Here is a 23,583-nt window from a genome sequence, read left to right on the forward strand (position 1 = left end):
AACACGGTCGTTAAGCTCTTTTGCGCCGATGGTAGTTGGGGGCTTCCCCCTGCAAGAGTAGGACGTTGCCAGGCAAAAAGACAATCCAATAGGGTTGTCTTTTTTTTGCATGAAATTAATTCTCAAAAAGCTAATGATAGTTAAAGTAAAGTACAATAAAATAACAAGGATTTTTTGAAGGGGATAGGCACAAAACTATATGGAAAAGAATAGATTAAAAGAAAGATAGGTATGAAATTCGATTCATTAGCCGATAATGAAGTCAGGGGTGATGGAGATGCCAAAGACTAGTATCATGAAAATACGGCTAGGTGATAAATGTGTCATATGTAACAAAAGGAAAGAAGAAGGGCTGCACGTTGTTAACTCATTTATCTGTAGTAGTTGTGAAACTAAGATGGTGCAGGTAAATGAAAATGATCAAACGTATCATACATTAGTAAAACAAATGAGAAATTTATCTTCAAATTTTATTCGTAAATAAAAAGCAGGCCTAGATGGCTTGCTTTTATTTATGTATGTAGGTTTCTTAACAATAAGAAAAAAGTGCAGTATGATTATAAAGAAGCTATTTGTCATAGTAAATAATAAATCTAAGTGCAAATTAAAAAGGGACGAAAAAGGAGATAATTTAGTTGAAATCTAATAACCTGCCTTTAATAGAAGCCATACAACAGCATCAGAGAAATAGGCCCGTATCCTTTCATGTGCCTGGACATAAAAATGGAACGGTTTTTCATCACACGATTCATAAAGATTTTCAATCAGTATTACCTTATGACGTGACCGAGTTGTCAGGTTTAGATGATCTCCATGCCCCTACAGGTGCAATCCTAGAGGCGCAGCAGGCTGCAGCACGATTTTATCAAGCGAAAGAAACCTTTTTCTTAGTCGGAGGTTCAACAGTAGGGAACTTAGCTATGGTGTATGGTATGTTTCGTCGTGGTGATCAAGTATTTGTACAACGTAATAGTCATAAATCAATCTTCCATGCTTTGCAAATTGCCGGATTGACTGCCATTTTACTGACCCCAGATTTCGATGATGAATCAGGACTAGCTGTTGGTATTTCTAAACAAACATTACAGAAAGCATTGAACATGTATCCAAGGACGAAAGGGTTACTCATAACGTACCCTAACTATTTTGGCGTTAGTATAGATGTACAACCGCTTATTGCATTAGCTAAACAACAAAATTTACACGTGTTAGTAGATGAAGCACATGGAGCACATTTTTGTTTAGGACAATCATTCCCGCCTTCAACGTTGCAATTAGGAGCAGACGTTGTTGTGCAGTCCGCACATAAAATGCTTCCGGCACTAACAATGAGTTCATTTTTACATATAAGTCATAAACTAAATGACCACTTCCGACATAATATAAAAGAAGCGTTATCCATGTTCCAATCAAGTAGTCCTTCTTACCTGTTAATGGCTTCCCTCGATGGGGCTAGAGCATATGCTGAATCGTTGTCTAAAAGAGAATTAAATCTAATACTAGCAGGAGTTCAAGCAGTTAAAGAAGAATTATCTACCATTAAGCAATTCAGGATTTTAAATTGGGACGATAGGTATCTTTCCGATCCATTAAAAGTTACAATAAGGACAACAACAAGCCTAACAGGATTCGAACTTCAGGAAATATTTAGTAAGAACAACATCTATCCTGAGCTTGCTGATGATAAGCATGTTCTTTTCATTTTCGGTTTAGGAGAAAATAGGCTTGACAAAGAAGCTGTTGAGTTAATACGACAATCACTTCACGGGTATGAAGTGAGGAATGAAGAGCTAGGTATGAATGCGCCTAAGGTAGAAATGGATGTCAAACAACTAGAAGTTAGTGCCAATGAATGTCGACAGTTACCGAAAAGACGAATTCCTTTAGAAGAAGCTTGTGGGTTCGTGGCTGCTGAAGCAATTATTCCTTATCCACCCGGAGTGCCTATTATCCTACCAGGTGAGAGAATTGATCGGAATACACTAGCTCAAATCATGAAGTTGATAGAGGCTGGTGCGACATTTCAAGTTGAACGACAGTTAGAAGATGTTTTGGTTATTGATTCGGAGGATGAGAATGGGTAAAGGATTTTTTGTAACAGTAGAAGGCGGCGAAGGAGCAGGAAAGACGACTGTCTTAGATAAAATAGAACAAACATTAAAGGGAAAAGGGTATGATGTAGTTCGAACGAGAGAGCCGGGTGGCATTCGAATTGCTGAACAAATTAGAGAGATTATTCTAGATGTAGCACATACAGAGATGGATAGTCGCACAGAAGCATTGCTTTATGCAGCTGCTAGAAGACAACATCTTATTGAAAAAGTTATTCCAGCACTTGAGGAAGGTAAAATCGTCCTTTGTGACAGATTCCTTGATAGTAGTCTTGCTTATCAAGGTTATGCAAGAGGGATTGGTTTTGATGATGTAAGAGCGATTAATGAGTTTGCTATTTGTGGTTATATGCCAGATCTGACGATATTTTTTGATATTGATCCTGAGATTGGTCTAACTCGAATAAAAAATGATGATGGACGCGAAGTAAATCGACTTGACCAAGAAAAAAAACAATTTCATGAACGGGTCCGAAAAGGATATTACAAGGTGATGGATGAATATCCAGACAGAATTAAACCCATTAATGCCAATCAAAAAATAGAGGATGTTTATCGTGACGCGATGAAAGAAATTAATTGCTTTACAGGTCACAAACTCTAATAAAGGAGTTGTCAATATGAGGTTAATAATGGCTGTTATCCAAGATAAGGATAGTAATAGATTGTCTGATGCGCTAGTGAAAGCTGATTACCGGGCGACAAAGCTTGCTAGTACAGGGGGATTTCTAAAAGCGGGCAATACAACCTTTTTAATTGGGACAGAAGACGAAAAGATAGAAGATGTGATGTCTCTTATAAAAGAAAATTGTCAAAGTCGTGATCAACTCGTTGCACCTATATCGCCAATGGGTGGAAATGCAGATTCATATGTTCCGTATCCTGTTGAAGTACAGGTTGGAGGAGCAACTGTTTTTGTTCTGCCAGTTGAGCAATTTGAGCAATTTTAAAGGTGTTGAATTATAGATGGAAACATGGAACACATTAAAAGAAATACAACCTAGAATTACAGACTTATTAGTCAAAACGCTTGAAAAGGACCGTCTTGCCCATGCTTATTTGTTTGAAGGAAGCAGGGGAACAGGAAAGCGAGTGGTAGCTCTTCATTTAGCGAAGAGCTTCTTTTGTGAAAATGTAAATGGATCTGATCCTTGTTTGGAATGTACCAACTGCAGACGTATTGAAAGTGGCAACCATCCAGATATACATATGATTGAACCAGATGGATTGTCGATTAAAAAACACCAAGTCGATCATTTGCAAAAAGAATTTTCTTACCGTGGTGTTGAATCTGCTAAAAAAGTGTATATTGTTGAACATGCAAATTTAATGACCATTGGTGCTGCAAATAGTATATTAAAATTTTTGGAAGAACCAGCAACGCTTACATTGGCGGTTTTGTTAACAGAACAAGGTAGCAACGTTCTACCGACCATACATTCACGAAGCCAACATTTAGCATTTTCCCCTTTGTCGCGAGCTGTTTTTTTAGACAAACTCGTAACATCTGGAAATTCTAGTGTGATTTCCAGTTTATTGGCTAGTTTAACAACAAGTTACGATGAAGCATTGCAATTGTTAGAGGGGGATTGGATTGCACAAGCACGAAGCGTAGTGATACAATTGATGGAAGAGCTATATGCTAGACCAACTCAAGTTCTTTTTACTTTACAAGAAAAGTGGTTACCTCTTTTCAAAGAGAAACCACAAATCGAAATTGGTTTAGATATGATTCTTTTGTGGCTTCGCGACTTACTGTTTTCAAAGGTTGAAAAAGTCGATTCTTTAACATATATTGATCAAATTGATCTATTACAACAACAAGCATTAACTAGTTCGCAGGATACGATCAGCAAGAAAATGTCTGATGTTCTTCTAGCTAAAAGACATCTTGTTGCAAATGTGAATCCTCAACTGCTGATGGAGAAGTTGTTGCTTAATATACTGGAGGGATAGAAGATTGCATCAAGTTGTGGGCGTACGCTTTAAAAAAGCAGGCAAAATCTATTATTTCTCCCCTGGTTCGTTTCAGTTGGAGAAAGGAGAAACTGTCATTGTTGAAACGTCTAGAGGCGTTGAGTTTGGCAAGGTTGTGATTGGAACAAAGACAGTCGATGAAAACGATGTCGTTCTTCCATTAAAACAAGTCATTCGGATTGCTACACAGAAAGACAAGTTAATTGTCCAAGAGAATCTAGAAGCAGCGAAGAAAGCTTTAGATGTGTGTTCAGAGAAAATTACTGAACATAAGCTTGATATGAAGCTAGTCGATGTTGAATATACATTTGATCGGAATAAAGTATTATTTTATTTTACTGCAGATGGTCGAATTGATTTCAGAGAGTTAGTCAAGGATTTAGCTGCGATTTTTCGTACGAGAATCGAACTTCGTCAAATTGGGGTTCGTGATGAAGCGAAAATGCTGGGTGGAATAGGACCTTGCGGGCGAGTGCTTTGTTGCTCTTCATTTTTAGGTGACTTTGAACCTGTTTCGATCAAAATGGCAAAGGATCAAAATTTATCATTAAATCCAGCGAAAATCTCTGGCTTATGTGGTAGATTGATGTGTTGCCTTAAATACGAAAATGATATGTATGAGTCAGCTAAGCAAGAACTTCCTGACATCGGAAAACGAATTAAGACAGCTCAAGGAAAAGGAAAAGTAGTTGGGCTTAACTTATTGGAGCGGCTTGTACAAGTTGAGTTAGTTGATGGTGAGCAAATCGTAGAGTTCACAATGGATGAGTTAATGGCTAAAGAGGGTGTGCCGTCTGAAGCCAGAGAATGATGAGGTGGGAGCATCGTGGACAAAAAAGCAATTTTTACACAGGTGAGCCAACTAGAAGAGCGGCTAGGGGAATTGCATCATGAATTACGAGGGTTAAAAGAACAGTTGGCCTATTTAATCGAAGAAAATCATTCTCTTCATATTGAAAATGAAAATCTTCGTGAACGACTAGAATCGCAAGAAGAGTTACTTGAAAAAGGACAAAAAAACGATAAAAGCAAGAAAAAATCCTTTGTAGGCGAAGGATATGATAATTTAGCAAGGCTTTATCAAGAGGGTTTCCACGTTTGTAATACTCATTATGGTAGTATACGCCCAGATGGGGACGACTGCTTGTTCTGTTTATCATTTTTGCATCAAAAGTAACGAACACTGTGAAGCCATGACTGCTACGCATGATCGTGTGTTCGTTTCTTGTATAGTAGTCTGCATTAAGTTATTGCCTATGAACATGTATAGAGGGGACAGATCTTTCATATCGAGAGGTCTGTCTTTCTTTCCTCTTATAAAAGGAGTGCACAAACTGTGAAATTAGTAGAAGGAGAACGACTCGATTATATAGCGGGGACGGATCTAAAAGTTATTCAGAGCCCAAATGTATTTTCATTTTCAATCGATGCCATTCTTCTAGGTAGATTTGTACAAGTCCCAATTCAAAAAGGACAGATCCTCGACCTATGTACAGGCAATGGTGTGATTCCACTGTTACTGACAACGCGAACGAAGGCTCAATTAGTTGGGGTAGAAATTCAATCGAAATTAGCTGATATGGCGAAACGGACGGCTGCGTTAAATGAACTAAATAATCGAATTCAGTTTATTGAATCAGATTTAAATCAAATTTCAAATGAAGTTAAGCGAAGTTCCTTTGATGTTGTTACATGCAATCCTCCTTATTTTGAAACAATAACAGAGCATGAACGAAATCGAAATGAGCATTTAGCAATTGCGCGCCATGAAATCTATTGTACACTTGAAGATGTGATTCGTGTTAGTAGTCAGTATGTAAAACAAAAAGGGAAAGTGGCCATCGTTCATCGGCCAGAAAGGCTTACGGATATTATGACTCTCATGCGTTCGTATCGAATTGAGCCGAAACGAGTTCAATTTATTCACCCTAAGAAACATAAAGATGCTAATATGGTGCTTGTTGAGGGGATTAAAGATGGACGTTCTGGCCTCACTTGTCTTCCACCTATTGTGGTTTACAATGAACAAGGGGTGTACACAAAGCAATTTCGTTTTATCTATGAAGGCAATCGTGAGTAATAATAAATGAGATGATGGTTACAAAGAAGGGGATACGTGAATGAACGAACAAGCGAGTTTTAAAAGTGAAAGCGTAGAAGGAGTACTATACCTTATTCCTACTCCAATAGGAAATTTAGAAGATATGACATTTCGTGCTGTTCGTATGTTAAAGGAAGTAGACTTAATTGCAGCTGAAGACACGAGACAAACGATGAAGTTATGTCGCCATTTTGAAATTGATACATCGTTAGTAAGTTATCACGAACATAATAAACGAAAATCAGGAGAATCACTAATTGGTCAAATTAAAGCTGGAAAAGACATTGCTTTAGTTAGTGACGCAGGAATGCCAGCTATTTCTGACCCAGGCCAAGATCTTGTACAGTTAGCTATAAAAGAAGGGATTAAGGTCATTTCATTACCAGGCGCTAATGCTGCATTAACGAGTTTAATTGCCTCTGGTCTCTCTACAGAACATTTTGAGTTTATTGGATTTCTCCCACGTCAAAATAAACAACGACTACAGTTTCTGGAGCAAATTAAGCAAACAAGAGCAACTTTGCTTTTTTATGAATCACCTCATCGATTAAAAGAAGCATTGGAAGCGATGTATAAAGTATTGGGTAACCGTCAAATAACCATTAGTAGAGAGTTAACAAAGAAGTTTGAAGAATATCAACGTGGAACGATCGAACAAGCGATCGATTGGTGCGAAACAGGCACTGTAAAAGGAGAATTTTGTCTTGTTGTTGAAGGAAGCCATGGGCAAGAAGAAGAAGATCAATGGTGGGAAACACTAACAACTGTTCAACATGTCAACCATTACGTCGAACTAGGCATGCAATCAAAAGAAGCCATTAAACAAGTTGCGAAAGAAAGACATGTGCAAAAACGAATCGTCTATGCTGACTATCATCAAGATTAGTTCAAAAAAACAAAAAAGGGGACTCATCAAGAACATACCAGCAAATGACTCTTACAGTCAGTGTGGTAGAACTATATTATAGTTACCCCTATAATTATTTTATGCCTGAGTTGAGCGAGCAAGATATTCTTGAAGGTCTTTAATAATTTCTTGTGCGCCTTGTGGACTTAAAATGATTTTTCCGTTTGCGATTGATAAGTTTTCATCAGAAACTTCGCCAGTAATTTGACAAGTCATATTAGGCTTGTATTTCTTTAAGATAATACGATCATTATCAACGTAGATTTCAAGAGCATCTTTCTCAGCAATGTCAAGTGTGCGACGAAGTTCAATAGGGATAACAACGCGTCCTAATTCATCAACCTTACGAACAATACCAGTAGATTTCATAAAATGTATCTCCTCTCATATAAAACGATTTATTTTTGTGTCATTATTCGACATTTTTCTTCTGAATTAAGAGTACCAGTGTTTCCAAATCAAGTCAATTACTTTTTTTCTTTTTTTTGTAAAATGGTATTATTTACCAACTGGTGGAATCGCTGATATAATGCGAGTTACAGAAATGAGGTGGGTGAAAAGATATGTTGCAAATATGTCCTGAATTAGTAAATGAAATAAAAAAAGTGAATAAAAATCTTCAAAAGATTTACCAGCACTCATCAGACAATAAAACAATTATTCGACAAAAACTTCATGAGTCTAGAGCAGAAATTCGACATATCTCTAGACTTTCCACAGAGGCTTTGTCCAACTGGTTAAATGATAAGGAGTTAGCGGCTGTCGATGGATCAGTTAATCAGACGAAAGGCGATTCTCCTCATATTCTTTATTTGTTTCAGGCATTAGCCAAAACAACAAAAGGCTACCAATGTCAGGCTACCGATATTTTCTCTCCTTTATTGCACGGTAAGGATGAAGAAGAAGGAAACAGAATAAATATCCGCTCTCACATTTTGTCGAAATTAGAATTGACAGTGGCAACTAAACTGATTGATGAGCGTTCGTTACAGGTTCTGTTGATGGATGGCGCGTTGTACCATTACCGAATTGATGCACCAGATGAGTGGGAGCTATTAAGAAAAAAAGCAATTGAATCCAATGTTTTACTTGTTGGCGTATCAGAGGAAATTACAACAGAGAATTTAGTGAAGTTAGAACCGTTTCAATCGTATCAACAACGGCCACATGCATATGATCGTGATTTATTATTTGGAGTTTTACGTCAAGAAGAAATGGTTTTTATTGAAGATATTCAAAGTAAGGCAGGCTTACAATCTGTTTGGATGAGGTTAACGTCTGACCCAGCCATTACAGGTTTTGATGTCCTGTTGGAACAGGCAGCTTTCAAAGAAGAGATCGCTAGTGTTCTATTAACTCTGACTCCTCGAGATGGGCGGGGGATTCCACTTTGGTTAGACCATGTCGACCGAGAAGTTCGCGTAACGGACAAGCTTGTCGAAGTCTTGGTCGAACAGTACATAGATCCCGAAATGAGAAAGATGTTTTTTGAAAAAAAACGTATATCCAGACCATATTAAGCGATGGCGATACATAGGGTTTGACCCTAACCACGGCCCTAAAACCAAAGAGAAGGAGTGAAAACAGATGCAAATTGTCGGAGTAACAACGCAACATGAAGTGTATGTTGCTTCAAAAACACATAAATTTCGAATGAATGAAATGGTTGTCATTGAAGACGAGTCGTTGTTTCAGCCGAAAGGAGAAGTGGTTGAGACGTTCTCGTATAATCGCTATATTCCAATGGGCTTTGATAAGGGAATTGCGGATGATCAGGTGTTAAAGACTCTTGAACATATTGGCTATGATATAGGTGCAGATGATATTCATTTAGCTAAGGTGCGTCTTTTTGAGGAAGCCGTTCAACCGATTCAGACAGGTTCAAACGTTCGTCATCCACATTTTGATGAAATATCCTCGTTGTTAGTAAAAACTGCTCCAGGAGATGGTCTTGTTTTAGGTGAAGTGAAATCAACCGATTTTATCGATTCGACATTGCCAGAATCATTAAAAGGATTGTTACATATTCATGATCATGACGGTTTGCGCAAACAACATGGCGTTCCTTTTATCTTTGATATTCGTGCTATGCAACAATACCCTCATATAGGAGTGTTTGGTGGATCAGGTTCAGGGAAATCATTTGGTCTTCGAGTCATGCTAGAAGAATTAATGAAATTACAAATCCCTACATTGGTTTTTGATCCACATTTTGAAATGAACTTTGCCACTCAAGCTGAAGGGGTATCAGAAGCAAGTTCGTACCGAGATCAATATATCGTCGTTCAAATCGGCCAAGATGTCGGTGTTGATTTCTCAGCACTATCCACAAGAGACGTAGAGCGCCTTCTTTCAGCAGCTGGAACGTTAACGGAATCTATGATTAACGTTATTCAATCTGTCCATAAAAGAAAAGATAGCTATCAGTCGTTTAGTGATCGGATTGCTAATTTAGCAGGGGCGCTAGAACTCGGAAAGCAAAAGGTCGAGGCAATGGTACATGATGCGGGTATGAGTCGAGAGGAGTTTGCTCGTTTTGATACGTACCGGAAGTTACTCGATCAATTTGGTAGTCTTCCACTTGCTTCAGTAAAAGGGATTCAGTGGCGTGTGAACCGATTGCATCTGGCCGGTCTCTTTCAACAAAATATAAGAGCGATTGAGCAAGGAATTCATTCAGGAAAACTTGTGGTCATTCAAGGTGCAGTCTGGCTTTTGCAAGTGTTTTCTAGTTATGTCATTGGGGCATTGTACGGGAAACGTCGAACATTTCGCGATGCAAAGTTGCAACAAAAGCAAGGAGAGTTCTTTCCTCCTTTTGTTATCGTTACAGATGAAGCTCATAATTTTGCTCCGAAAGGGTACGATGCTCCAGCCAAATCAGTTTTAAAAGAGATTGCTCAAGAAGGAAGAAAATACGGAGTCTTTCTTATTTTTGCAACGCAGCGACCTACGCTATTAGATGAAACGATTACAGCCCAATTAAATTCGAAGTTTGTCTTTCGAACGGTACGTGGAACCGATATTCAAACAATTAAAGAGGAGACGGATTTAACTCATGATGAGGGGAAACGTCTCCCTTATTTACGATCTGGAGATGTATTTGTCTCATCAGCTATTATGGGAAGAACAATGGCCATCAGAATTAGAATGGCACATTCAGCAAGTCCGCACACGTTAAACCCATTTGATGAATTGAAGGGAATGAAAGAACAAGACGCGGATCAACTTGTAAAAGCTTTGGATTCTTATTTTCCATTGGCTGAAATGAATATTATGAGTCAATTAACGAAATTAAATGAAGACGCAGAAAAAAATTGGGATGTGCAGACGTGGAAGGAGGAGTTAGAACGTTTGAGTAGAGAAGGAATGATAAAAAAAGAGAAAACACCTTTTGCCACTATGTATAACCGCTCTTGACTAGGGAGAATGAATTAGGTATATTTTGGGTAGAATTTCATTAGAGGATGTTTGAATGTTCTAGTCTAATATAAGGTCCGATGAAGGGATGAGTACAGTTAGTTATCTATAGGTAGCGATTGCTATGCAGAGAGCCGGGGGAGCTGAAAACCGGTATAGATACTAGGTGGAAGATGGTCCAGGGAGGAGTTCGTTTTCGAGTGTGCTTACGTACATAAGAGAGTGACGTAGCTGGCGTTAACAGAGGAAGTCTTAGACTTCATGAGCCTTTTTATTGTGAAATGGAAAGGGAATTTTGGGTGGTACCACGTGATCAATGCTCTCGTCCCGATACGGATGAGGGCTTTTTTGTGTTGTTGAAAAGGAGCGGAGCACGAGACGTAGAGAGGATTCAATGAAGCTTAGCATGAAGAAACTCTTAGCTGACACCGCCTTAATTAAGTTTGGCACAGAGCATGTCTTCATCCTAGGTTGAGAACGCTCTCGTTAATTGATTTCTACGTAAAAAGAGGAGGAAATATTATGACAGAAGAAAGAAAAACATTTAATTTAACAACACCGATCTATTATCCGAGTGATAAACTTCATATCGGACATGCGTATACGACTGTTGCAGGGGACGCGATGGCACGTTATAAGCGCCTTCGTGGTTATGATGTGCGCTTTTTAACGGGGACAGATGAACACGGCCAAAAAATTGAAACAAAAGCAGCGGAAAAAGGGCAAACGCCACAAGAATTTACAGATCAAATCGTTGCGGGGATACAAGATTTGTGGAAGAAGTTAGATGTCTCTTATGATGATTTTATCCGGACAACAGAAGAACGCCATAAAAAAGTAGTTGCTGATATTTTTGAGCGCTTACTTGAAAAAGGTGACATCTATTTAGATGACTACGAAGGCTGGTATTCGATTCCTGATGAAACCTTTTATACGGAGAGACAATTAGCTGATCCAATTAAAAATGAACAAGGTGAAATCATTGGCGGGAAGAGTCCAGATAGTGGGCATCCTGTTGAAAAAGTACGAGAGCAATCGTATTTCTTCAAGATGAGCAATTATGCTGATCGACTGTTAAAGTTCTATGAAGAAAATCCAACGTTTATTCAACCAGAGTCTCGTAAAAATGAAATGATAAACAATTTTATTAAACCAGGTCTAGAAGACTTAGCTGTGTCAAGGACGTCGTTTAAGTGGGGCGTTCAAGTTCCAAGTAACCCAGATCATGTCGTCTATGTTTGGATAGATGCTTTGTCGAATTACATTACGGCACTTGGTTATGGAAGTGAAAACGAAGAGCTTTACAACAAATACTGGCCAGCGGATGTTCATTTAGTCGGAAAAGAAATTGTTCGTTTCCATACAATATATTGGCCGATTATGTTAATGGCACTTGATTTGCCATTACCGAAAAAAGTATTTGGCCATGGCTGGTTGTTAATGAAAGACGGAAAAATGTCGAAGTCAAAAGGCAATGTGGTAGACCCTGTTCCACTAATTGATCGGTATGGGCTCGATGCTCTTCGCTATTATTTACTTCGTGAAGTTCCATTTGGTTCTGATGGTGTTTTTACTCCAGAAGGATTTGTTGAGCGCGTAAATTACGATCTTGCGAATGATTTAGGGAATCTACTTAATCGGACTGTGGCAATGATTAATAAATATTTTGATGGCCAAATTCCACCGTATGTGAAAGACGCAACTCCTTTTGATGCAGAGCTGGTTGAATTAGTTCAAGCAACCGTCATAAAAGTTGAAAAGGCGATGGAAGAGATGGAATTCTCTGTTGCCCTAACCGCGATTTGGCAATTAATTAGCCGGACGAATAAATACATCGATGAGACGCAGCCTTGGGTCCTCGCAAAAGACGAAGCAAAGAAAGAGCAACTTGGTTCAGTTATGTATCATCTTGCCGAGTCACTACGCCAAGTATCGATTATGATACAGCCATTTATGACAGAGGCGCCAAAGAAAATGTGGAAGCAGCTCGGACTGACTGAAGAGGTAACATCTTGGTCAAATCTAGAAACGTTTGCCCAGATCCCAGCTGGGACAACGGTTGAAAAAGGCGAGCCTATCTTCCCGCGTCTTGATATGGCTGAAGAGGTCGCTCGCATTGTTGAAATGATGGGTGGAGCACTGAAAAAAGAGGATGATCAAGCAACACAAGAAATTCCAGAAGTTGCTGAAAATGAAATTACGATTGATGATTTTACAAAAGTTGAATTGCACGTTGCTGAAGTAGTAGGTGCTGAAGTGGTATCAGGTGCAGATCGTTTGTTAAAAATACAACTAGACCTTGGTTTTGAAAAACGACAAGTTGTATCTGGTATCGCGAAATATTATTCTCCTAATGAACTTATTGGAAAAAAGGTAATTTGTGTAACGAATTTAAAACCTGTTAAGCTTAGAGGAGAGTTGTCGCAAGGAATGATTCTAGCAGGTTCTAAAGGGAAGAAGTTACAACTTGCAACAATAGATGGGAATTTACCAAATGGGGCAAAAGTAAAATAATATGTAAAAGGAGAGATGTGAAATTCTCTCCTTTTGCTTTACCGATATAATTTATTACGAAAGGGAGTATTGAACCGATGTTATTTGATACGCATGTCCATTTAAATGCAGACCAATTCGATGAAGACGTAGAGGAAGTGATCACCCGTGCTAAAGAAACTGGGGTTGAATACATGGTTGTCGTTGGCTTTGATGAGAAAACAATCAACCGTGCGCTAGAACTTGTCCAAACGTATGATTTTTTGTATGCAGCAGTAGGTTGGCACCCGGTTGATGCAATTGATATGAACGATGACCACTTAGGTTGGCTAGAAGAATTAAGTGCTCACCCAAAAGTCGTTGCATTAGGAGAAATGGGCTTGGATTATCACTGGGATAAGTCACCGAAAGAGGTCCAAAAAGACGTTTTCAGGAAACAAATTCGGTTAGCGAAGAAAGTGAAAATGCCAATTATTATTCATAACCGGGAAGCTGATCAAGATATAGTCGATATCTTGAAAGAAGAAGAGGCAAAAGAAGTTGGTGGAATTATGCATTGCTTTGGTGGAAGTGTAGAAATTGCTAGGGAATGTTTAGAGATGAACTTTCATATATCTCTTGGGGGCCCGGTCACGTTTAAAAATGCAAAACGTCCAAAGCAAGTAGCAAGAGAAATTCCAATCGAACGGTTGTTGATTGAAACAGATTGTCCTTATCTTGCACCACACCCATATCGTGGAAAGCGAAATGAACCTGCTTATGTAAAGCTTGTTGCCGAGCAAATAGCAGAACTAAAAGAAATGGACTATGAGGAAGTAGCAAAACAAACGACAAAAAACGCCAAAAAACTATTTCGGCTTTCTTTGTAACAAAGGTGTTTTTTGGCGCATAATGATAGCGAAAATTAACTAACGATGACGATGCTTGTCTATTTTTTGCTTCATTCGAATTAGTTCTACAAAGACTGGCAGGTGAATAGAGTGGACGTGTCGATAAATTTTTGTTTTCTTTGCCACCGTTTTCATGGATAATGAGGACAGTGCGGAAAATGAAAATGAAAATACTGGGTTGACAAAAGGAGGTACAGTGTTTATAATTCGATCGTTGAGAAGGAGGAATTTAGTGAAATGGAAACAACTAGGAGCCGACTCCTTCCTGTTATAAGTTTCAGGGAAAAGTTGGTTATCTCCATTGTCAGTCTCATTCTCTTCGCAGGCGTGATTACGTACGCTGTATACGAGACGACGAAAGCAACGGTAACGATCTCGATTGATGGAGAAGACGTTACAGTACAGACACATGCATCAACAGTTGCTGAACTGATGAAGGAGCAAGAATGGGAAGTCCAAGAATATGATTCTGTTGAACCTGAATTGGGATCGGAAATATCCGGTAATATGACAATTGCTTGGGACCAAGCAAAAAAAGTATATGTCACCATTCAGGGACATGAAGAAAAAGTTTGGACTACCGCAGATAATGTCGAACAACTTATACATGAATTAAATATTGAGTACAAAGAACATGATTTTATTGCACCAGCAGTAAGTGAAGAAATAACTGATAGAATGAATCTAATCTATGAATCTGCCTTTTTAGTTGAGCTTGCTAGTGACGGTGAACAACAAGAATTATGGACAACTTCGACGACTGTCGCTGACTTTTTAGAGAGAGAAAGTGTTACATTAGGTGAGCTTGATCGTGTTGAGCCTGCAATGGAAACAAGGCTTGATAAGGAATCAGAAATTAAAGTAATACGAGTAGAAAAAGTCACCGATGTGGTGGAAGAGGCCGTTGCTTTTGGAACGGTGACCCAAAAAGATAATGAACTACGAGTCGGAAATGAAAAAGTCGTTCAATCAGGGGAAGAAGGAAAAGTTAATAAACATTATGAAGTCATCCTTGAAGACGGAGAAGAAGTGTCTAGGGAGCTTGTAAAGAGTGAAACGGTCAAAGATAGTAAGGATCGTATTGTAGCAGTAGGAACTCAACCTGCTCCTACGGTATCGCGCGGAGCGAGCACAAGCTCGAGTTCTGGCGGATCTAGTCAAAGTAATGAACATACCTTAACGGTTACAGCTACAGCATATACGGCTGGTTGTACTGGTTGCAGTGGGGTAACTGCTACAGGTATTAATTTAAATAATAACCGCAATATGAAAGTGATAGCCGTTGACCCAAGTGTGATTCCTCTTGGAACGCGTGTCCATGTTGAAGGATACGGTGAGGCAGTTGCTGGTGATACTGGTGGCGCAATTAAAGGGAATAAAATAGATGTACATGTACCAACGAAATCAGATGCGCTAAGATGGGGTAGAAAAACGGTAAAAGTGACAATCATAAAATAATGTAGTTGGCACAGGATGGCTATCCACCCTGTGCTTTTCTTATTGAGATTTTCCCTGTTTGGAAAATCTCAAAGCAACGAGTGTAGCGAACAGAGCCATAGTCACGCAACACCCTTGGCTTTTCTGCTAATAATTATGTAAAGTAAAGATACAGGTTAAAATAGAATTAGCATAATGTCAGGGGTATAAGATGAAAATAAAAGAAATAATTGTGGTAGAAGGAAAAGATGATACGGTAGCAATAAAAAGGGCAGTAGAAGCAGATACGATCGAGACGAATGGATCGGCAGTAAATGAAAGTACACTTGCTCAAATTGCTCTTGCCCAAGAGCGTAGGGGGGTCATTGTGTTAACAGATCCAGACTATCCCGGCGAGCGGATAAGGAATATTATCAGGGGACGCGTTCCGGGTTGTAAGCATGCTTTTTTACCAAAGAAAGAAGCAATCTCTAAAAATCTTGATGATCTTGGAGTCGAAAACGCAACTCCAGAAGCAATAAGACAAGCCTTAAGACATGCTAAGCGAGAAGAAGACTATGTTAACGAGATTATTAACTGGCAAGATCTTCATGCAGCGGGCTTAATAGGAGGAGCTGACTCAAAAAAAAGGCGGGAACGTTTAGGGGAATTGTTACATATAGGCTATGCAAATGGAAAACAACTGCATAAACGTTTGCAAAAGTTTCGCATAACAGCTGCAGAGTTTTCAAAAGCAATGCAACAAGTGTTTGAGGAGGAACAAACGAAATGTCAAAAGATATAGCAACACCGGCTCGAACGAAAGAAATTTTAACTAAATTTGGGTTTAGTTTTAAAAAGAGTTTAGGACAGAACTTTTTAATTGATACAAATGTTTTAAACAATATTGTAGACGCAGCCAATATTACTGAAACGACAGGTGTTATTGAGGTAGGACCAGGTATTGGCGCATTGACGGAGCAACTAGCGAAACGAGCAAAAAAAGTTGTGTCGTTTGAAATTGATCAGAGGTTGCTTCCTGTTTTGGACGAGACGCTTGCGCCTTATGATAATGTAACAATCATTCATTCAGATGTATTAAAGGCGAATATTCAAGAAGTGATGGACGAACAGTTTCAAGGAATTGAAGATGTAATGGTTGTAGCAAATTTGCCTTACTACGTAACAACGCCTATTTTGATGAAGTTATTAGAGGAGCATTTACAGGTTCGAGGAATTGTTGTGATGATCCAAGCTGAAGTGGCAGATCGGATAGCCGCTAAGCCAGGCAAAAAAGAATATGGAGCGTTATCAATTGCCGCTCAATACTTTGCGACAGCAGAGCGAGTTATGACGGTGCCGGCTACCGTATTTGTCCCTCAGCCACGTGTTGACTCAGCAGTTTTGCGTTTGACGATTCGTGATGAACCTGCGGTATGTGTAACGGATGAATCGTATTTCTTTAAAGTATTTCATGCTTGTTTTGCGAATAGGCGTAAAACAATATTAAATAATCTTGTTCATAATTTTGGTTCAAAAGAGAAAAAGCAGGAAATTGAAGAAGCGTTAATGGAATCAGAGATAGACCCAAAACGACGAGGGGAGACTCTCTCGCTTGAGGAGTTTGGTCGTCTAAGTGAATCACTTTTGAAAAGAATACCGCGATCTTAGCACATTAGCCCTCTTCTCTACATACTTTAAGTGGAGAGGAGGCGTGACAATGAAGCTGAAAAAAGGGGATATAGTCGCTCGCCTTTCGTATCAGTGTGATCTGTTGTTTAGGGTAGTGGAATTGCATCCGCAGTATGTTGAACTTGCTGGGGAAGAGATGCGTCTGCTTGCCGATGCCCCGCTAGATGATGTTGTCATAGTGTCAGAAAAAGAACGAGCAGCTCATGAGAAAAAAGCAAAAGAATTAGTAGAAAACTCATATCGGCTTTTTCGGCAAGATGCAAAACTGATGAAGCAACGTGGAGATTACGATGTCACATCCGGATACAAGAGCGAATCAAACTATTTTGAATTACGTGGGCGTGTCCTGCACATTGATGGAGATCCGTTGTATTTACGTAAATGCACAGAATTATATAATAAGTTAGGCGTTCCTGTTTATGGTGTTCATTTACATGAAAAGGAAATGCCAGAACAGATCGGTTCATTACTTGAAATGGTTCAACCAGATATCGTTGTCGTTACCGGTCATGACGCATATTTAAAAAACAAAGGTGACGAGCGTGATATACGAGCGTATCGTCATACAAAGTATTTTGCTGAATGTGTTCGAATTGCTAGAAAGTATTCATGGAATAAAGATGAATTAATTATTTTTGCAGGAGCGTGTCAATCTCATTTCGAAACGCTTATTAAGGCTGGATCCAATTTTGCTAGTTCACCGGATCGTGTGAATATCCATGCTCTAGATCCAGTGTATATTGCATCTAGAATTAGTTTAACTTCTTTTATGGACCGGATTAGTTTATCGGATGTTTTACGTAACACGATAACTGGGGAAAAAGGATTAGGTGGCGTTGAAACAAAAGGTGTGATGAGACGCGGAATGCCGATGAAATATGATTAGAAAAATGGACCTAAAGGAGAAATCTGGTCGAATTACATTTTACAGGTGTCGACCCGGATTTGTATTTTAGGTCTTTTTTTTGCTTGTAACTGTAAACAATTCGGGAATTGGCAATGGCTCCGCTCGTTGCTACAATTTTTCTGAAAAGGGAAAACCACATTTTATAAAAATTCTCTATTCTATACATAATTTGGTTCAGGGTTGACATACTAAATTCAAATTGGTAGTGATACATTTTATTGTTTTTCGTGAAAATTGATTGACAAGAATCTCGTTTGCTTGTTATAATTTTAAATTTATTTGACGGAAGATGTAGATTGTGCTATACTACACATACAGTGAGGTGGGGTGTCGTAATGGCAAAAACGTTAATAGACATTAAGCGCGCATTAGATGCTAATGTAGGTAAGAGAATTACAATTAAAGCAAATGGTGGTCGTCGGAAAACGTCGGAACGTTCTGGTCTCCTTGAAGAAACATATCCTTCTGTGTTCATAGTGAAATTGGATGAACAACAAAATGCGTTCGAACGAGTTTCTTACAGTTATGCTGATATTTTAACGGAAACGGTTGAACTTATGCTCTGTGAAGAGGGACTAGACACGACCGTACTTAAGGCATAATTTATGGACTAGATATACAGACAAATATAACCCTCTGAAGGGAAATTCAGAGGGTTATATTTGTTTCTGAAGTGTAAATACTAGTAGGGAGGTTAACTCAAAGCAAGAGGCCGTCCCTTTTCAGTGGCTTCCTTTTTGAGGCAGCCTCTTTTGGTTACATTGAAAAAGGAGTTGTTGTGACATGAGTAGAAAAAGAGGAGTCATGTCTGACCAGTTTAAGGAAGAACTAGCAAAGGAACTTGGGTTTTACGACACTGTTCAAAGAGAAGGATGGGGTGGTATTCGTTCAAGGGATGCTGGTAATATGGTCAAAAGGGCAATTGAACTAGCCGAACAACAGCTTGTCCAAAAGCAGAATAGGAATTGATAATGAGAGAAGCCAGTGCGAAAGCCTGGCTTTTTTTAGATAAGGTAAGAAAAGCTGAGGCTCCCCGCTGGATTCGGTTAAAGGAGAGGGCGGGATAGCAGTTAGTTCTTATTTGAAAGGGAACTAGCGGGATCCGAGATTTTCTAAAAAAACTTTCTTGCGGTGGTATGTTGCGTTGACAAGTGATAAAATAACGTAAGCAAATGGATATAGAAGGTGACGAGTGTGAGATGTTCAGTGAAAGCACCGGCGAAAATTAATTTATCGCTTGATGCAATAAAAAAACGGGATGACGGGTTTCATGAAGTTGAAATGATAATGACGATGGTTGACTTAGCTGACAGAATTGACCTAACCGATATAGAAGGTGACAGGATTACAGTAGATGTATCTGAAGGGTTTGTTCCAAATGACCATCGAAACCTAGCTTATCAAGCTGCAGCTCTTTTAAAGCAACGTTGTAATATTAAAAGAGGAGTTTCAATCTATATTACAAAGCGTATTCCTGTTGCTGCGGGGTTAGCGGGAGGAAGTAGTGACGCCGCTGCCACTTTAAAAGGGTTAAATCAGTTATGGGATTTAGGTCTAAGTTTGGATGAGCTTGCTGAACTAGGAGCAGAAATTGGTTCAGATGTTTCATTTTGCGTTTATGGAGGGACGGCTTTAGCAACTGGACGTGGTGAAATCATTAAAGCAATTCCCGCTCCTCCTTCTTGTTGGGTGATTTTGGCGAAGCCACCAATCGGCGTTTCAACAGCAGAAGTATACAAACGCTTAAACGTTAATACGATTCAACATGCTAATACGCAAGAAATGATTCGTGCGATTACCGATCAGAATTTCAAAGGCATTTGTGAAAATTTACATAATGTTCTTGAGGCTGTAACGTTGGATATGCATCCAGAAGTAAGAAATATTAAAGAACAGATGATTCGCTTCGGCGCAGATGGTGTACTGATGAGTGGAAGTGGTCCAACCATCTTTGGTTTAGTTGAGCATGAATCAAGGCTTCATCGTGTTTACAATGGGTTGCGAGGGTTTTGTCAGGATGTCTTTGCAGTTCGGCTAATTCGCTCAACGGACACTTGATAAAAACCGAACAAACGTGTTATATTAAATGAAAATATTCGGTTTTAAGTGGAGGTCGCATGAAAAAGCTTAAACGCAGTGGTCGTCTTGTTGATATGACCCATTTTTTATTACAGCACCCACATGAAATTATTTCGCTAACTCATTTCTCTGAACGGTATCAGTCAGCTAAGTCTTCGATTAGTGAGGATTTAGTTATTATTAAAGAGATTTTTGAGGATGAAGGGTATGGTTCCCTTTTAACAATTTCAGGTGCAAGTGGAGGAGTAAAATTCATCCCGCGTATTCACCGTGAGCAAGCAGAAGATTTTGTGAACGATGTAATAAAACAATTAGCCGTTCCTGAACGGATTCTTCCTGGTGGCTATTTGTATATGATGGATTTACTAGGTAATCCCAAATTTATTCAACGACTCGGACAAGTATTTGCTTCTTTGTTAGCAAACGAAAAGATTGATGCAGTGTTAACGGTTGCAACAAAAGGAATTCCTCTTGCTTATGCAGTTGGACAATACTTAAATGTTCCGGTAAGTATTGTACGAAGAGACCATCTTGTAACAGAGGGCTCAATGGTTAGTATTAACTATGTATCCGGTTCTTCTAAGAGAATTCAAACAATGACATTAGCCCGCCGTAGTTTAGCGCCAGGCTCCCGTGTGTTTATTGTTGATGACTTTATGAAAGCAGGGGGCACGATTAGAGGAATGATGGATTTACTTGAAGAATTCCAAGCAGAATTAGTTGGAATCGGTGTTCTTGTTGAAACAGTAGAGGTAGAAGAACGATTAATTGATGGATACATGTCAATTACAAAGTTATCAGATGTTGACGTTAGAAATAAAACAATTAAAGTTGAACCAGGTAGTGTTTTAGATTTATTACAAACGGTAGAAGTGGAGGAGAAGAAATGAAAACAATTCATACAAACTTAGCCCCAGGTGCAATAGGTCCATACTCACAAGGAGTTATCGTCAATAATATGTTTTATAGTTCGGGGCAAATCCCTTTAACAGCTGAAGGGGACTTAGTTCAAGGAACAGTTGAAGAGCAAACTCATCAAGTATTTAAAAATCTACAGGCTGTGTTAGATGAAGCGGGTGCTTCTTTTGAAACAGTTGTGAAAGCGACTGTTTTTATTAAGAACATGGAGGATTTTCCGCTTATCAATGAAGTGTACGGCAAGTATTTTAGTGAGCACAAACCTGCAAGGTCGTGTGTGGAAGTAGCGCGCCTCCCGAAAGATGTGTTAGTTGAGATTGAAGTTATTGCGTTAGTGAAGTAGTAATTTGTAAAGAATGGGGTGACTCTCTGAGGTCTACGGGCCTGGGTAGTCATGCCTTTTTTATTTAAGAGAGTATAATCCCTTAAATTGAGAACATAGACGCTAAGGTAATAGAGGTGGAAATGAAGTTTTTTTAGAACCAATTTTATAAAATTTGAGTGAATTTTAAAAAAGTATGAAAGCCTACTCACTAAGAAAAGATCGCTTTGTGGCCTTTCTTAAGAAACTTTATTTTTTTTGGGTTGTAAGAAGGATTTACGGAGTTGTTAGAGAATTGATAGTGTAAGAACAATCAATTAATAGGTGGTGGCCAACATGCAGGTAACAGATGTGAGATTGCGACGAGTTAATACAGAAGGACGAATGAGGGCAATAGCTTCTATTACTATTGACCATGAGTTTGTAGTACATGATATTCGCGTAATCGACGGGAATAATGGTTTATTTGTTGCAATGCCAAGTAAAAGAACACCAGATGGTGAATTCCGTGATATTGCTCACCCCATCTCTTCGCAAACACGGGAAAAAATCCAGACAGCAGTGCTTACTGAGTATGACAAAGCAGGAGAATATGGTGAAGTTGAATTTGAAGAAGCGGGTGCTTCGTAATGTGTAAGAGTCCTATATTTCGTTAGGACTCTTTTTTTTTGAATAGACAAGAAAAATGGCGTCACATGCTACGCTTCCTATGAGAAAATCCCTCATAGGACTTAAACGCAAGTAGCGGTTCTGCTCATTTCTTCGAGATTGTTCAGAAAGGGAAAAACCACCCTTTCTGAACAATCTCTTAAATAGACAAAAAGTTGTTAATGCTTATTCGATCGATATTTCCTTGAAAATACCTCTGTTTTAAGATATATTCGTAAGGGAAAAAGGAACACCTGGAGGGGAATTATGAGCAATCGTTATGCGATCATTTTAGCAGCAGGTCAAGGTACAAGAATGAAATCCAAATTATACAAAGTGCTTCATCCAGTTTGTGGAAAGTCGATGGTTCAACATGTGGTGGATCAAGTTTCCAGTTTAGGATTTGAGGAGAAGGTCACAGTTGTAGGTTTTGGTGCTGAAGTTGTTCAGGAGCAACTAGGAGATCAAGTTTCTTATGTTGTGCAAGAAGAACAGTTAGGTACTGGCCATGCCGTTATGCAAGCAGCAGGTATTCTACAGGATAAGGAAGGGACAACGGTTGTTCTTTGTGGAGATACACCGCTTTTAACCGCAGAAACGATCGATCATTTGCTTACACATCATGCAAATGAAGGAGCTAAAGCAACGGTTTTAACGGCTATTGCTGATAACCCAATAGGATACGGTAGAATCATTCGAAGTAGCGCCGGATCAGTGGAACGAATTGTCGAGCATAAAGACGCGACAGCGGAAGAAAGAAATGTTCGCGAAATTAATACTGGAACGTATTGTTTTGATAACAAAGCTTTATTTGCGGCGTTACAGAAGGTTGGGAATGATAATGTCCAAGGTGAATATTATCTTCCAGATGTAATTGAAATACTTAAGAAAAGTGGAGAAATAATTTCTGCGTATCAAACTCTTTCTTTTGACGAGACATTAGGTGTCAATGATCGAGTTGCCCTTGCTGAAGCGGAAAGAATTATGAAGCATCGCATGAATGAACATTGGATGAGGCAGGGTGTCACCATTATTGATCCTAATAATACTTATATTTCAACAGACTGTACAATTGGTCAAGATACGGTCCTTTACCCGGGAACTATTATACTTGGCGCGACGCATATAGAATCTGGTTGTACGATCGGGCCAAATACAGAAATAAAAAATAGCACAATTGGTCAGGATACTGTCATACGTCAATCTGTCGTGTATAATAGCAAGGTTGGGAAAAATGTTTCAGTTGGACCGTTTGCACATATACGCCCAGATTCAACTATTTCAGATGATGTTCGAATCGGTAATTTTGTTGAAATTAAAAAGTCGAATATGGGCAAAGGAAGCAAAGCGTCTCATTTGAGTTATATTGGAGATGCCGAAGTAGGTAGCGATGTGAACTTTAGCTGTGGTGCCGTAACCGTTAACTATGATGGCAAAAATAAGTTCAAAACAATTATTGAAGATGGAGCTTTCATTGGTTGTAATGCGAATTTAATTGCTCCGGTAACAGTAGGAAAAGGTGCGTTAGTAGCTGCTGGGTCAACGATTACTGATGATGTACCTAGCGAGTCACTTTCGATCGCTCGAGCGAAACAAACAAATAAAGCGGATTATATGAAGAAGTAATTTTTTGGTAAGGTGTTTAAAGAAGTGATGAGACTTGAGGAACTTCTTTTAACTTAAATATAAAGGTCAATTAGAA

General features: G+C 39.0%; 25 protein-coding genes and 1 rRNA gene. 25 read left to right on the plus strand and 1 reads right to left on the minus strand.

Features of this window, described 5'->3' with window-relative positions; all coding sequences use genetic code 11:
• The 10 genes from rrf to rsmI form a co-directional block, all read left to right on the plus strand.
• Window positions 1-74: ribosomal RNA gene (gene rrf / locus SAZ04_RS23540) — 5S ribosomal RNA — on the plus strand; the annotation flags it as partial.
• Between the two features lie 203 nt (window positions 75-277).
• On the plus strand, window positions 278-484 hold the full coding sequence (locus SAZ04_RS16405) for a sigma factor G inhibitor Gin (RefSeq protein ID WP_332697195.1): 207 nt from the start codon (window positions 278-280) through the stop codon (window positions 482-484).
• A gap of 151 nt (window positions 485-635) precedes the next feature.
• Window positions 636-2,084 carry an aminotransferase class I/II-fold pyridoxal phosphate-dependent enzyme gene (locus tag SAZ04_RS16410; protein WP_332697197.1) on the plus strand — a complete coding sequence of 483 codons (1,449 nt, stop codon included), beginning with the start codon at window positions 636-638 and terminating at the stop codon, window positions 2,082-2,084.
• Window positions 2,077-2,715, plus strand: coding sequence for a dTMP kinase (gene tmk, locus SAZ04_RS16415; protein WP_332697199.1), 639 nt, complete (start codon window positions 2,077-2,079; stop codon window positions 2,713-2,715). Before SAZ04_RS16410 ends, tmk begins: the two co-directional genes overlap by 8 nt.
• Window positions 2,716-2,731: 16 nt before the next feature.
• Window positions 2,732-3,061: a cyclic di-AMP receptor DarA gene (locus SAZ04_RS16420; protein WP_332697201.1), complete on the plus strand. Its 330-nt coding sequence runs from the start codon at window positions 2,732-2,734 to the stop codon at window positions 3,059-3,061.
• Window positions 3,062-3,077: 16 nt separating this feature from the next.
• A complete protein-coding gene (gene holB, locus SAZ04_RS16425) occupies window positions 3,078-4,067 on the plus strand; it encodes a DNA polymerase III subunit delta' (RefSeq protein ID WP_332697203.1) in 990 nt (329 codons plus the stop codon).
• 4 nt (window positions 4,068-4,071) lie between these two features.
• Complete coding sequence (locus SAZ04_RS16430; protein WP_332697205.1) at window positions 4,072-4,899, plus strand: PSP1 domain-containing protein; 828 nt, start codon at window positions 4,072-4,074, stop codon at window positions 4,897-4,899.
• Between the two features lie 15 nt (window positions 4,900-4,914).
• Window positions 4,915-5,265 (plus strand): DNA replication initiation control protein YabA, encoded by a 351-nt coding sequence (gene yabA, locus SAZ04_RS16435; protein ID WP_332697207.1) that lies wholly within the window; start codon window positions 4,915-4,917, stop codon window positions 5,263-5,265.
• A 159-nt stretch (window positions 5,266-5,424) separates the two neighbouring features.
• Window positions 5,425-6,168: a tRNA1(Val) (adenine(37)-N6)-methyltransferase gene (locus tag SAZ04_RS16440; RefSeq protein WP_332697209.1), complete on the plus strand. Its 744-nt coding sequence runs from the start codon at window positions 5,425-5,427 to the stop codon at window positions 6,166-6,168.
• A gap of 40 nt (window positions 6,169-6,208) precedes the next feature.
• Window positions 6,209-7,075: a 16S rRNA (cytidine(1402)-2'-O)-methyltransferase gene (gene rsmI, locus SAZ04_RS16445; protein WP_332697211.1), complete on the plus strand. Its 867-nt coding sequence runs from the start codon at window positions 6,209-6,211 to the stop codon at window positions 7,073-7,075.
• A gap of 99 nt (window positions 7,076-7,174) precedes the next feature.
• On the opposite strand, the gene abrB is transcribed toward rsmI, so the two are convergent.
• Window positions 7,175-7,465 (minus strand): transition state genes transcriptional regulator AbrB, encoded by a 291-nt coding sequence (abrB, locus tag SAZ04_RS16450; RefSeq protein WP_332697213.1) that lies wholly within the window; start codon window positions 7,463-7,465, stop codon window positions 7,175-7,177.
• 194 nt (window positions 7,466-7,659) lie between these two features.
• Here abrB and SAZ04_RS16455 point away from each other — a divergent pair, with 194 nt between their 5' ends.
• The 15 genes from SAZ04_RS16455 to glmU all read left to right on the plus strand — a co-directional run bounded on the left by SAZ04_RS16455 (window position 7,660) and on the right by glmU (window position 23,507).
• Window positions 7,660-8,616, plus strand: coding sequence for a DNA double-strand break repair nuclease NurA (locus SAZ04_RS16455; RefSeq protein ID WP_332697215.1), 957 nt, complete (start codon window positions 7,660-7,662; stop codon window positions 8,614-8,616).
• 67 nt (window positions 8,617-8,683) lie between these two features.
• Window positions 8,684-10,516 carry an ATP-binding protein gene (locus SAZ04_RS16460; RefSeq protein ID WP_332697217.1) on the plus strand — a complete coding sequence of 611 codons (1,833 nt, stop codon included), beginning with the start codon at window positions 8,684-8,686 and terminating at the stop codon, window positions 10,514-10,516.
• A gap of 522 nt (window positions 10,517-11,038) precedes the next feature.
• Entirely contained in the window at window positions 11,039-13,030 is a 1,992-nt protein-coding gene (gene metG, locus SAZ04_RS16465) for a methionine--tRNA ligase (protein WP_332697219.1), read from the plus strand.
• A gap of 77 nt (window positions 13,031-13,107) precedes the next feature.
• Window positions 13,108-13,878, plus strand: coding sequence for a TatD family hydrolase (locus SAZ04_RS16470; RefSeq protein WP_332697221.1), 771 nt, complete (start codon window positions 13,108-13,110; stop codon window positions 13,876-13,878).
• Between the two features lie 258 nt (window positions 13,879-14,136).
• Window positions 14,137-15,357 (plus strand): resuscitation-promoting factor, encoded by a 1,221-nt coding sequence (locus SAZ04_RS16475; RefSeq protein WP_332697223.1) that lies wholly within the window; start codon window positions 14,137-14,139, stop codon window positions 15,355-15,357.
• Between the two features lie 190 nt (window positions 15,358-15,547).
• Window positions 15,548-16,120 (plus strand): ribonuclease M5, encoded by a 573-nt coding sequence (rnmV, locus tag SAZ04_RS16480; RefSeq protein ID WP_332697225.1) that lies wholly within the window; start codon window positions 15,548-15,550, stop codon window positions 16,118-16,120.
• Complete coding sequence (rsmA, locus tag SAZ04_RS16485; protein WP_332697227.1) at window positions 16,105-16,986, plus strand: 16S rRNA (adenine(1518)-N(6)/adenine(1519)-N(6))-dimethyltransferase RsmA; 882 nt, start codon at window positions 16,105-16,107, stop codon at window positions 16,984-16,986. Before rnmV ends, rsmA begins: the two co-directional genes overlap by 16 nt.
• Window positions 16,987-17,035: 49 nt before the next feature.
• The gene (gene yabG, locus SAZ04_RS16490; protein WP_332697229.1) at window positions 17,036-17,893 is read left to right on the plus strand and encodes a sporulation peptidase YabG; all 858 of its coding nucleotides are present in this window, start codon (window positions 17,036-17,038) and stop codon (window positions 17,891-17,893) included.
• Between the two features lie 356 nt (window positions 17,894-18,249).
• Window positions 18,250-18,516 carry a biofilm formation stimulator Veg gene (gene veg / locus SAZ04_RS16495; protein ID WP_332697231.1) on the plus strand — a complete coding sequence of 89 codons (267 nt, stop codon included), beginning with the start codon at window positions 18,250-18,252 and terminating at the stop codon, window positions 18,514-18,516.
• Between the two features lie 181 nt (window positions 18,517-18,697).
• On the plus strand, window positions 18,698-18,883 hold the full coding sequence (locus SAZ04_RS16500) for a small, acid-soluble spore protein, alpha/beta type (protein WP_332697233.1): 186 nt from the start codon (window positions 18,698-18,700) through the stop codon (window positions 18,881-18,883).
• 225 nt (window positions 18,884-19,108) lie between these two features.
• The gene (ispE, locus tag SAZ04_RS16505; RefSeq protein ID WP_332697235.1) at window positions 19,109-19,972 is read left to right on the plus strand and encodes a 4-(cytidine 5'-diphospho)-2-C-methyl-D-erythritol kinase; all 864 of its coding nucleotides are present in this window, start codon (window positions 19,109-19,111) and stop codon (window positions 19,970-19,972) included.
• 59 nt (window positions 19,973-20,031) lie between these two features.
• Window positions 20,032-20,883 (plus strand): pur operon repressor, encoded by an 852-nt coding sequence (gene purR, locus SAZ04_RS16510; protein ID WP_332697237.1) that lies wholly within the window; start codon window positions 20,032-20,034, stop codon window positions 20,881-20,883.
• Entirely contained in the window at window positions 20,880-21,254 is a 375-nt protein-coding gene (locus SAZ04_RS16515) for a RidA family protein (RefSeq protein WP_332697239.1), read from the plus strand. The genes purR and SAZ04_RS16515 overlap by 4 nt, the downstream gene beginning before the upstream one ends.
• A gap of 315 nt (window positions 21,255-21,569) precedes the next feature.
• Window positions 21,570-21,863: a septation regulator SpoVG gene (gene spoVG, locus SAZ04_RS16520; protein WP_332697241.1), complete on the plus strand. Its 294-nt coding sequence runs from the start codon at window positions 21,570-21,572 to the stop codon at window positions 21,861-21,863.
• Window positions 21,864-22,148: 285 nt separating this feature from the next.
• Entirely contained in the window at window positions 22,149-23,507 is a 1,359-nt protein-coding gene (gene glmU / locus SAZ04_RS16525) for a bifunctional UDP-N-acetylglucosamine diphosphorylase/glucosamine-1-phosphate N-acetyltransferase GlmU (protein WP_332697243.1), read from the plus strand.
• Window positions 23,508-23,583: the final 76 nt, after the last annotated feature.

Origin of the sequence: Halalkalibacter lacteus, assembly GCF_036663595.1 — a bacterium.
Taxonomy (GTDB): domain Bacteria; phylum Bacillota; class Bacilli; order Bacillales; family Bacillaceae_D; genus Halalkalibacter; species Halalkalibacter lacteus.

Excerpts from the sequence above, each read along its gene's own strand:
- SAZ04_RS16405 (WP_332697195.1), top strand. The coding sequence starts at position 278 with ATGCCAAAGACTAGTATCATGAAAATACGGCTAGGTGATAAATGTGTC.
- tmk (WP_332697199.1), top strand. The coding sequence starts at position 2,077 with ATGGGTAAAGGATTTTTTGTAACAGTAGAAGGCGGCGAAGGAGCAGGA.
- SAZ04_RS16420 (WP_332697201.1), top strand. The coding sequence starts at position 2,732 with ATGAGGTTAATAATGGCTGTTATCCAAGATAAGGATAGTAATAGATTG.
- holB (WP_332697203.1), top strand. The coding sequence starts at position 3,078 with ATGGAAACATGGAACACATTAAAAGAAATACAACCTAGAATTACAGAC.
- rsmI (WP_332697211.1), top strand. The coding sequence starts at position 6,209 with ATGAACGAACAAGCGAGTTTTAAAAGTGAAAGCGTAGAAGGAGTACTA.
- abrB (WP_332697213.1), bottom strand. The coding sequence starts at position 7,465 with ATGAAATCTACTGGTATTGTTCGTAAGGTTGATGAATTAGGACGCGTT.
- SAZ04_RS16455 (WP_332697215.1), top strand. The coding sequence starts at position 7,660 with ATGTTGCAAATATGTCCTGAATTAGTAAATGAAATAAAAAAAGTGAAT.
- SAZ04_RS16460 (WP_332697217.1), top strand. The coding sequence starts at position 8,684 with ATGCAAATTGTCGGAGTAACAACGCAACATGAAGTGTATGTTGCTTCA.
- metG (WP_332697219.1), top strand. The coding sequence starts at position 11,039 with ATGACAGAAGAAAGAAAAACATTTAATTTAACAACACCGATCTATTAT.
- SAZ04_RS16470 (WP_332697221.1), top strand. The coding sequence starts at position 13,108 with ATGTTATTTGATACGCATGTCCATTTAAATGCAGACCAATTCGATGAA.
- SAZ04_RS16475 (WP_332697223.1), top strand. The coding sequence starts at position 14,137 with ATGGAAACAACTAGGAGCCGACTCCTTCCTGTTATAAGTTTCAGGGAA.
- rnmV (WP_332697225.1), top strand. The coding sequence starts at position 15,548 with ATGAAAATAAAAGAAATAATTGTGGTAGAAGGAAAAGATGATACGGTA.
- rsmA (WP_332697227.1), top strand. The coding sequence starts at position 16,105 with ATGTCAAAAGATATAGCAACACCGGCTCGAACGAAAGAAATTTTAACT.
- yabG (WP_332697229.1), top strand. The coding sequence starts at position 17,036 with ATGAAGCTGAAAAAAGGGGATATAGTCGCTCGCCTTTCGTATCAGTGT.
- veg (WP_332697231.1), top strand. The coding sequence starts at position 18,250 with ATGGCAAAAACGTTAATAGACATTAAGCGCGCATTAGATGCTAATGTA.
- SAZ04_RS16500 (WP_332697233.1), top strand. The coding sequence starts at position 18,698 with ATGAGTAGAAAAAGAGGAGTCATGTCTGACCAGTTTAAGGAAGAACTA.
- purR (WP_332697237.1), top strand. The coding sequence starts at position 20,032 with ATGAAAAAGCTTAAACGCAGTGGTCGTCTTGTTGATATGACCCATTTT.
- SAZ04_RS16515 (WP_332697239.1), top strand. The coding sequence starts at position 20,880 with ATGAAAACAATTCATACAAACTTAGCCCCAGGTGCAATAGGTCCATAC.
- spoVG (WP_332697241.1), top strand. The coding sequence starts at position 21,570 with ATGCAGGTAACAGATGTGAGATTGCGACGAGTTAATACAGAAGGACGA.
- glmU (WP_332697243.1), top strand. The coding sequence starts at position 22,149 with ATGAGCAATCGTTATGCGATCATTTTAGCAGCAGGTCAAGGTACAAGA.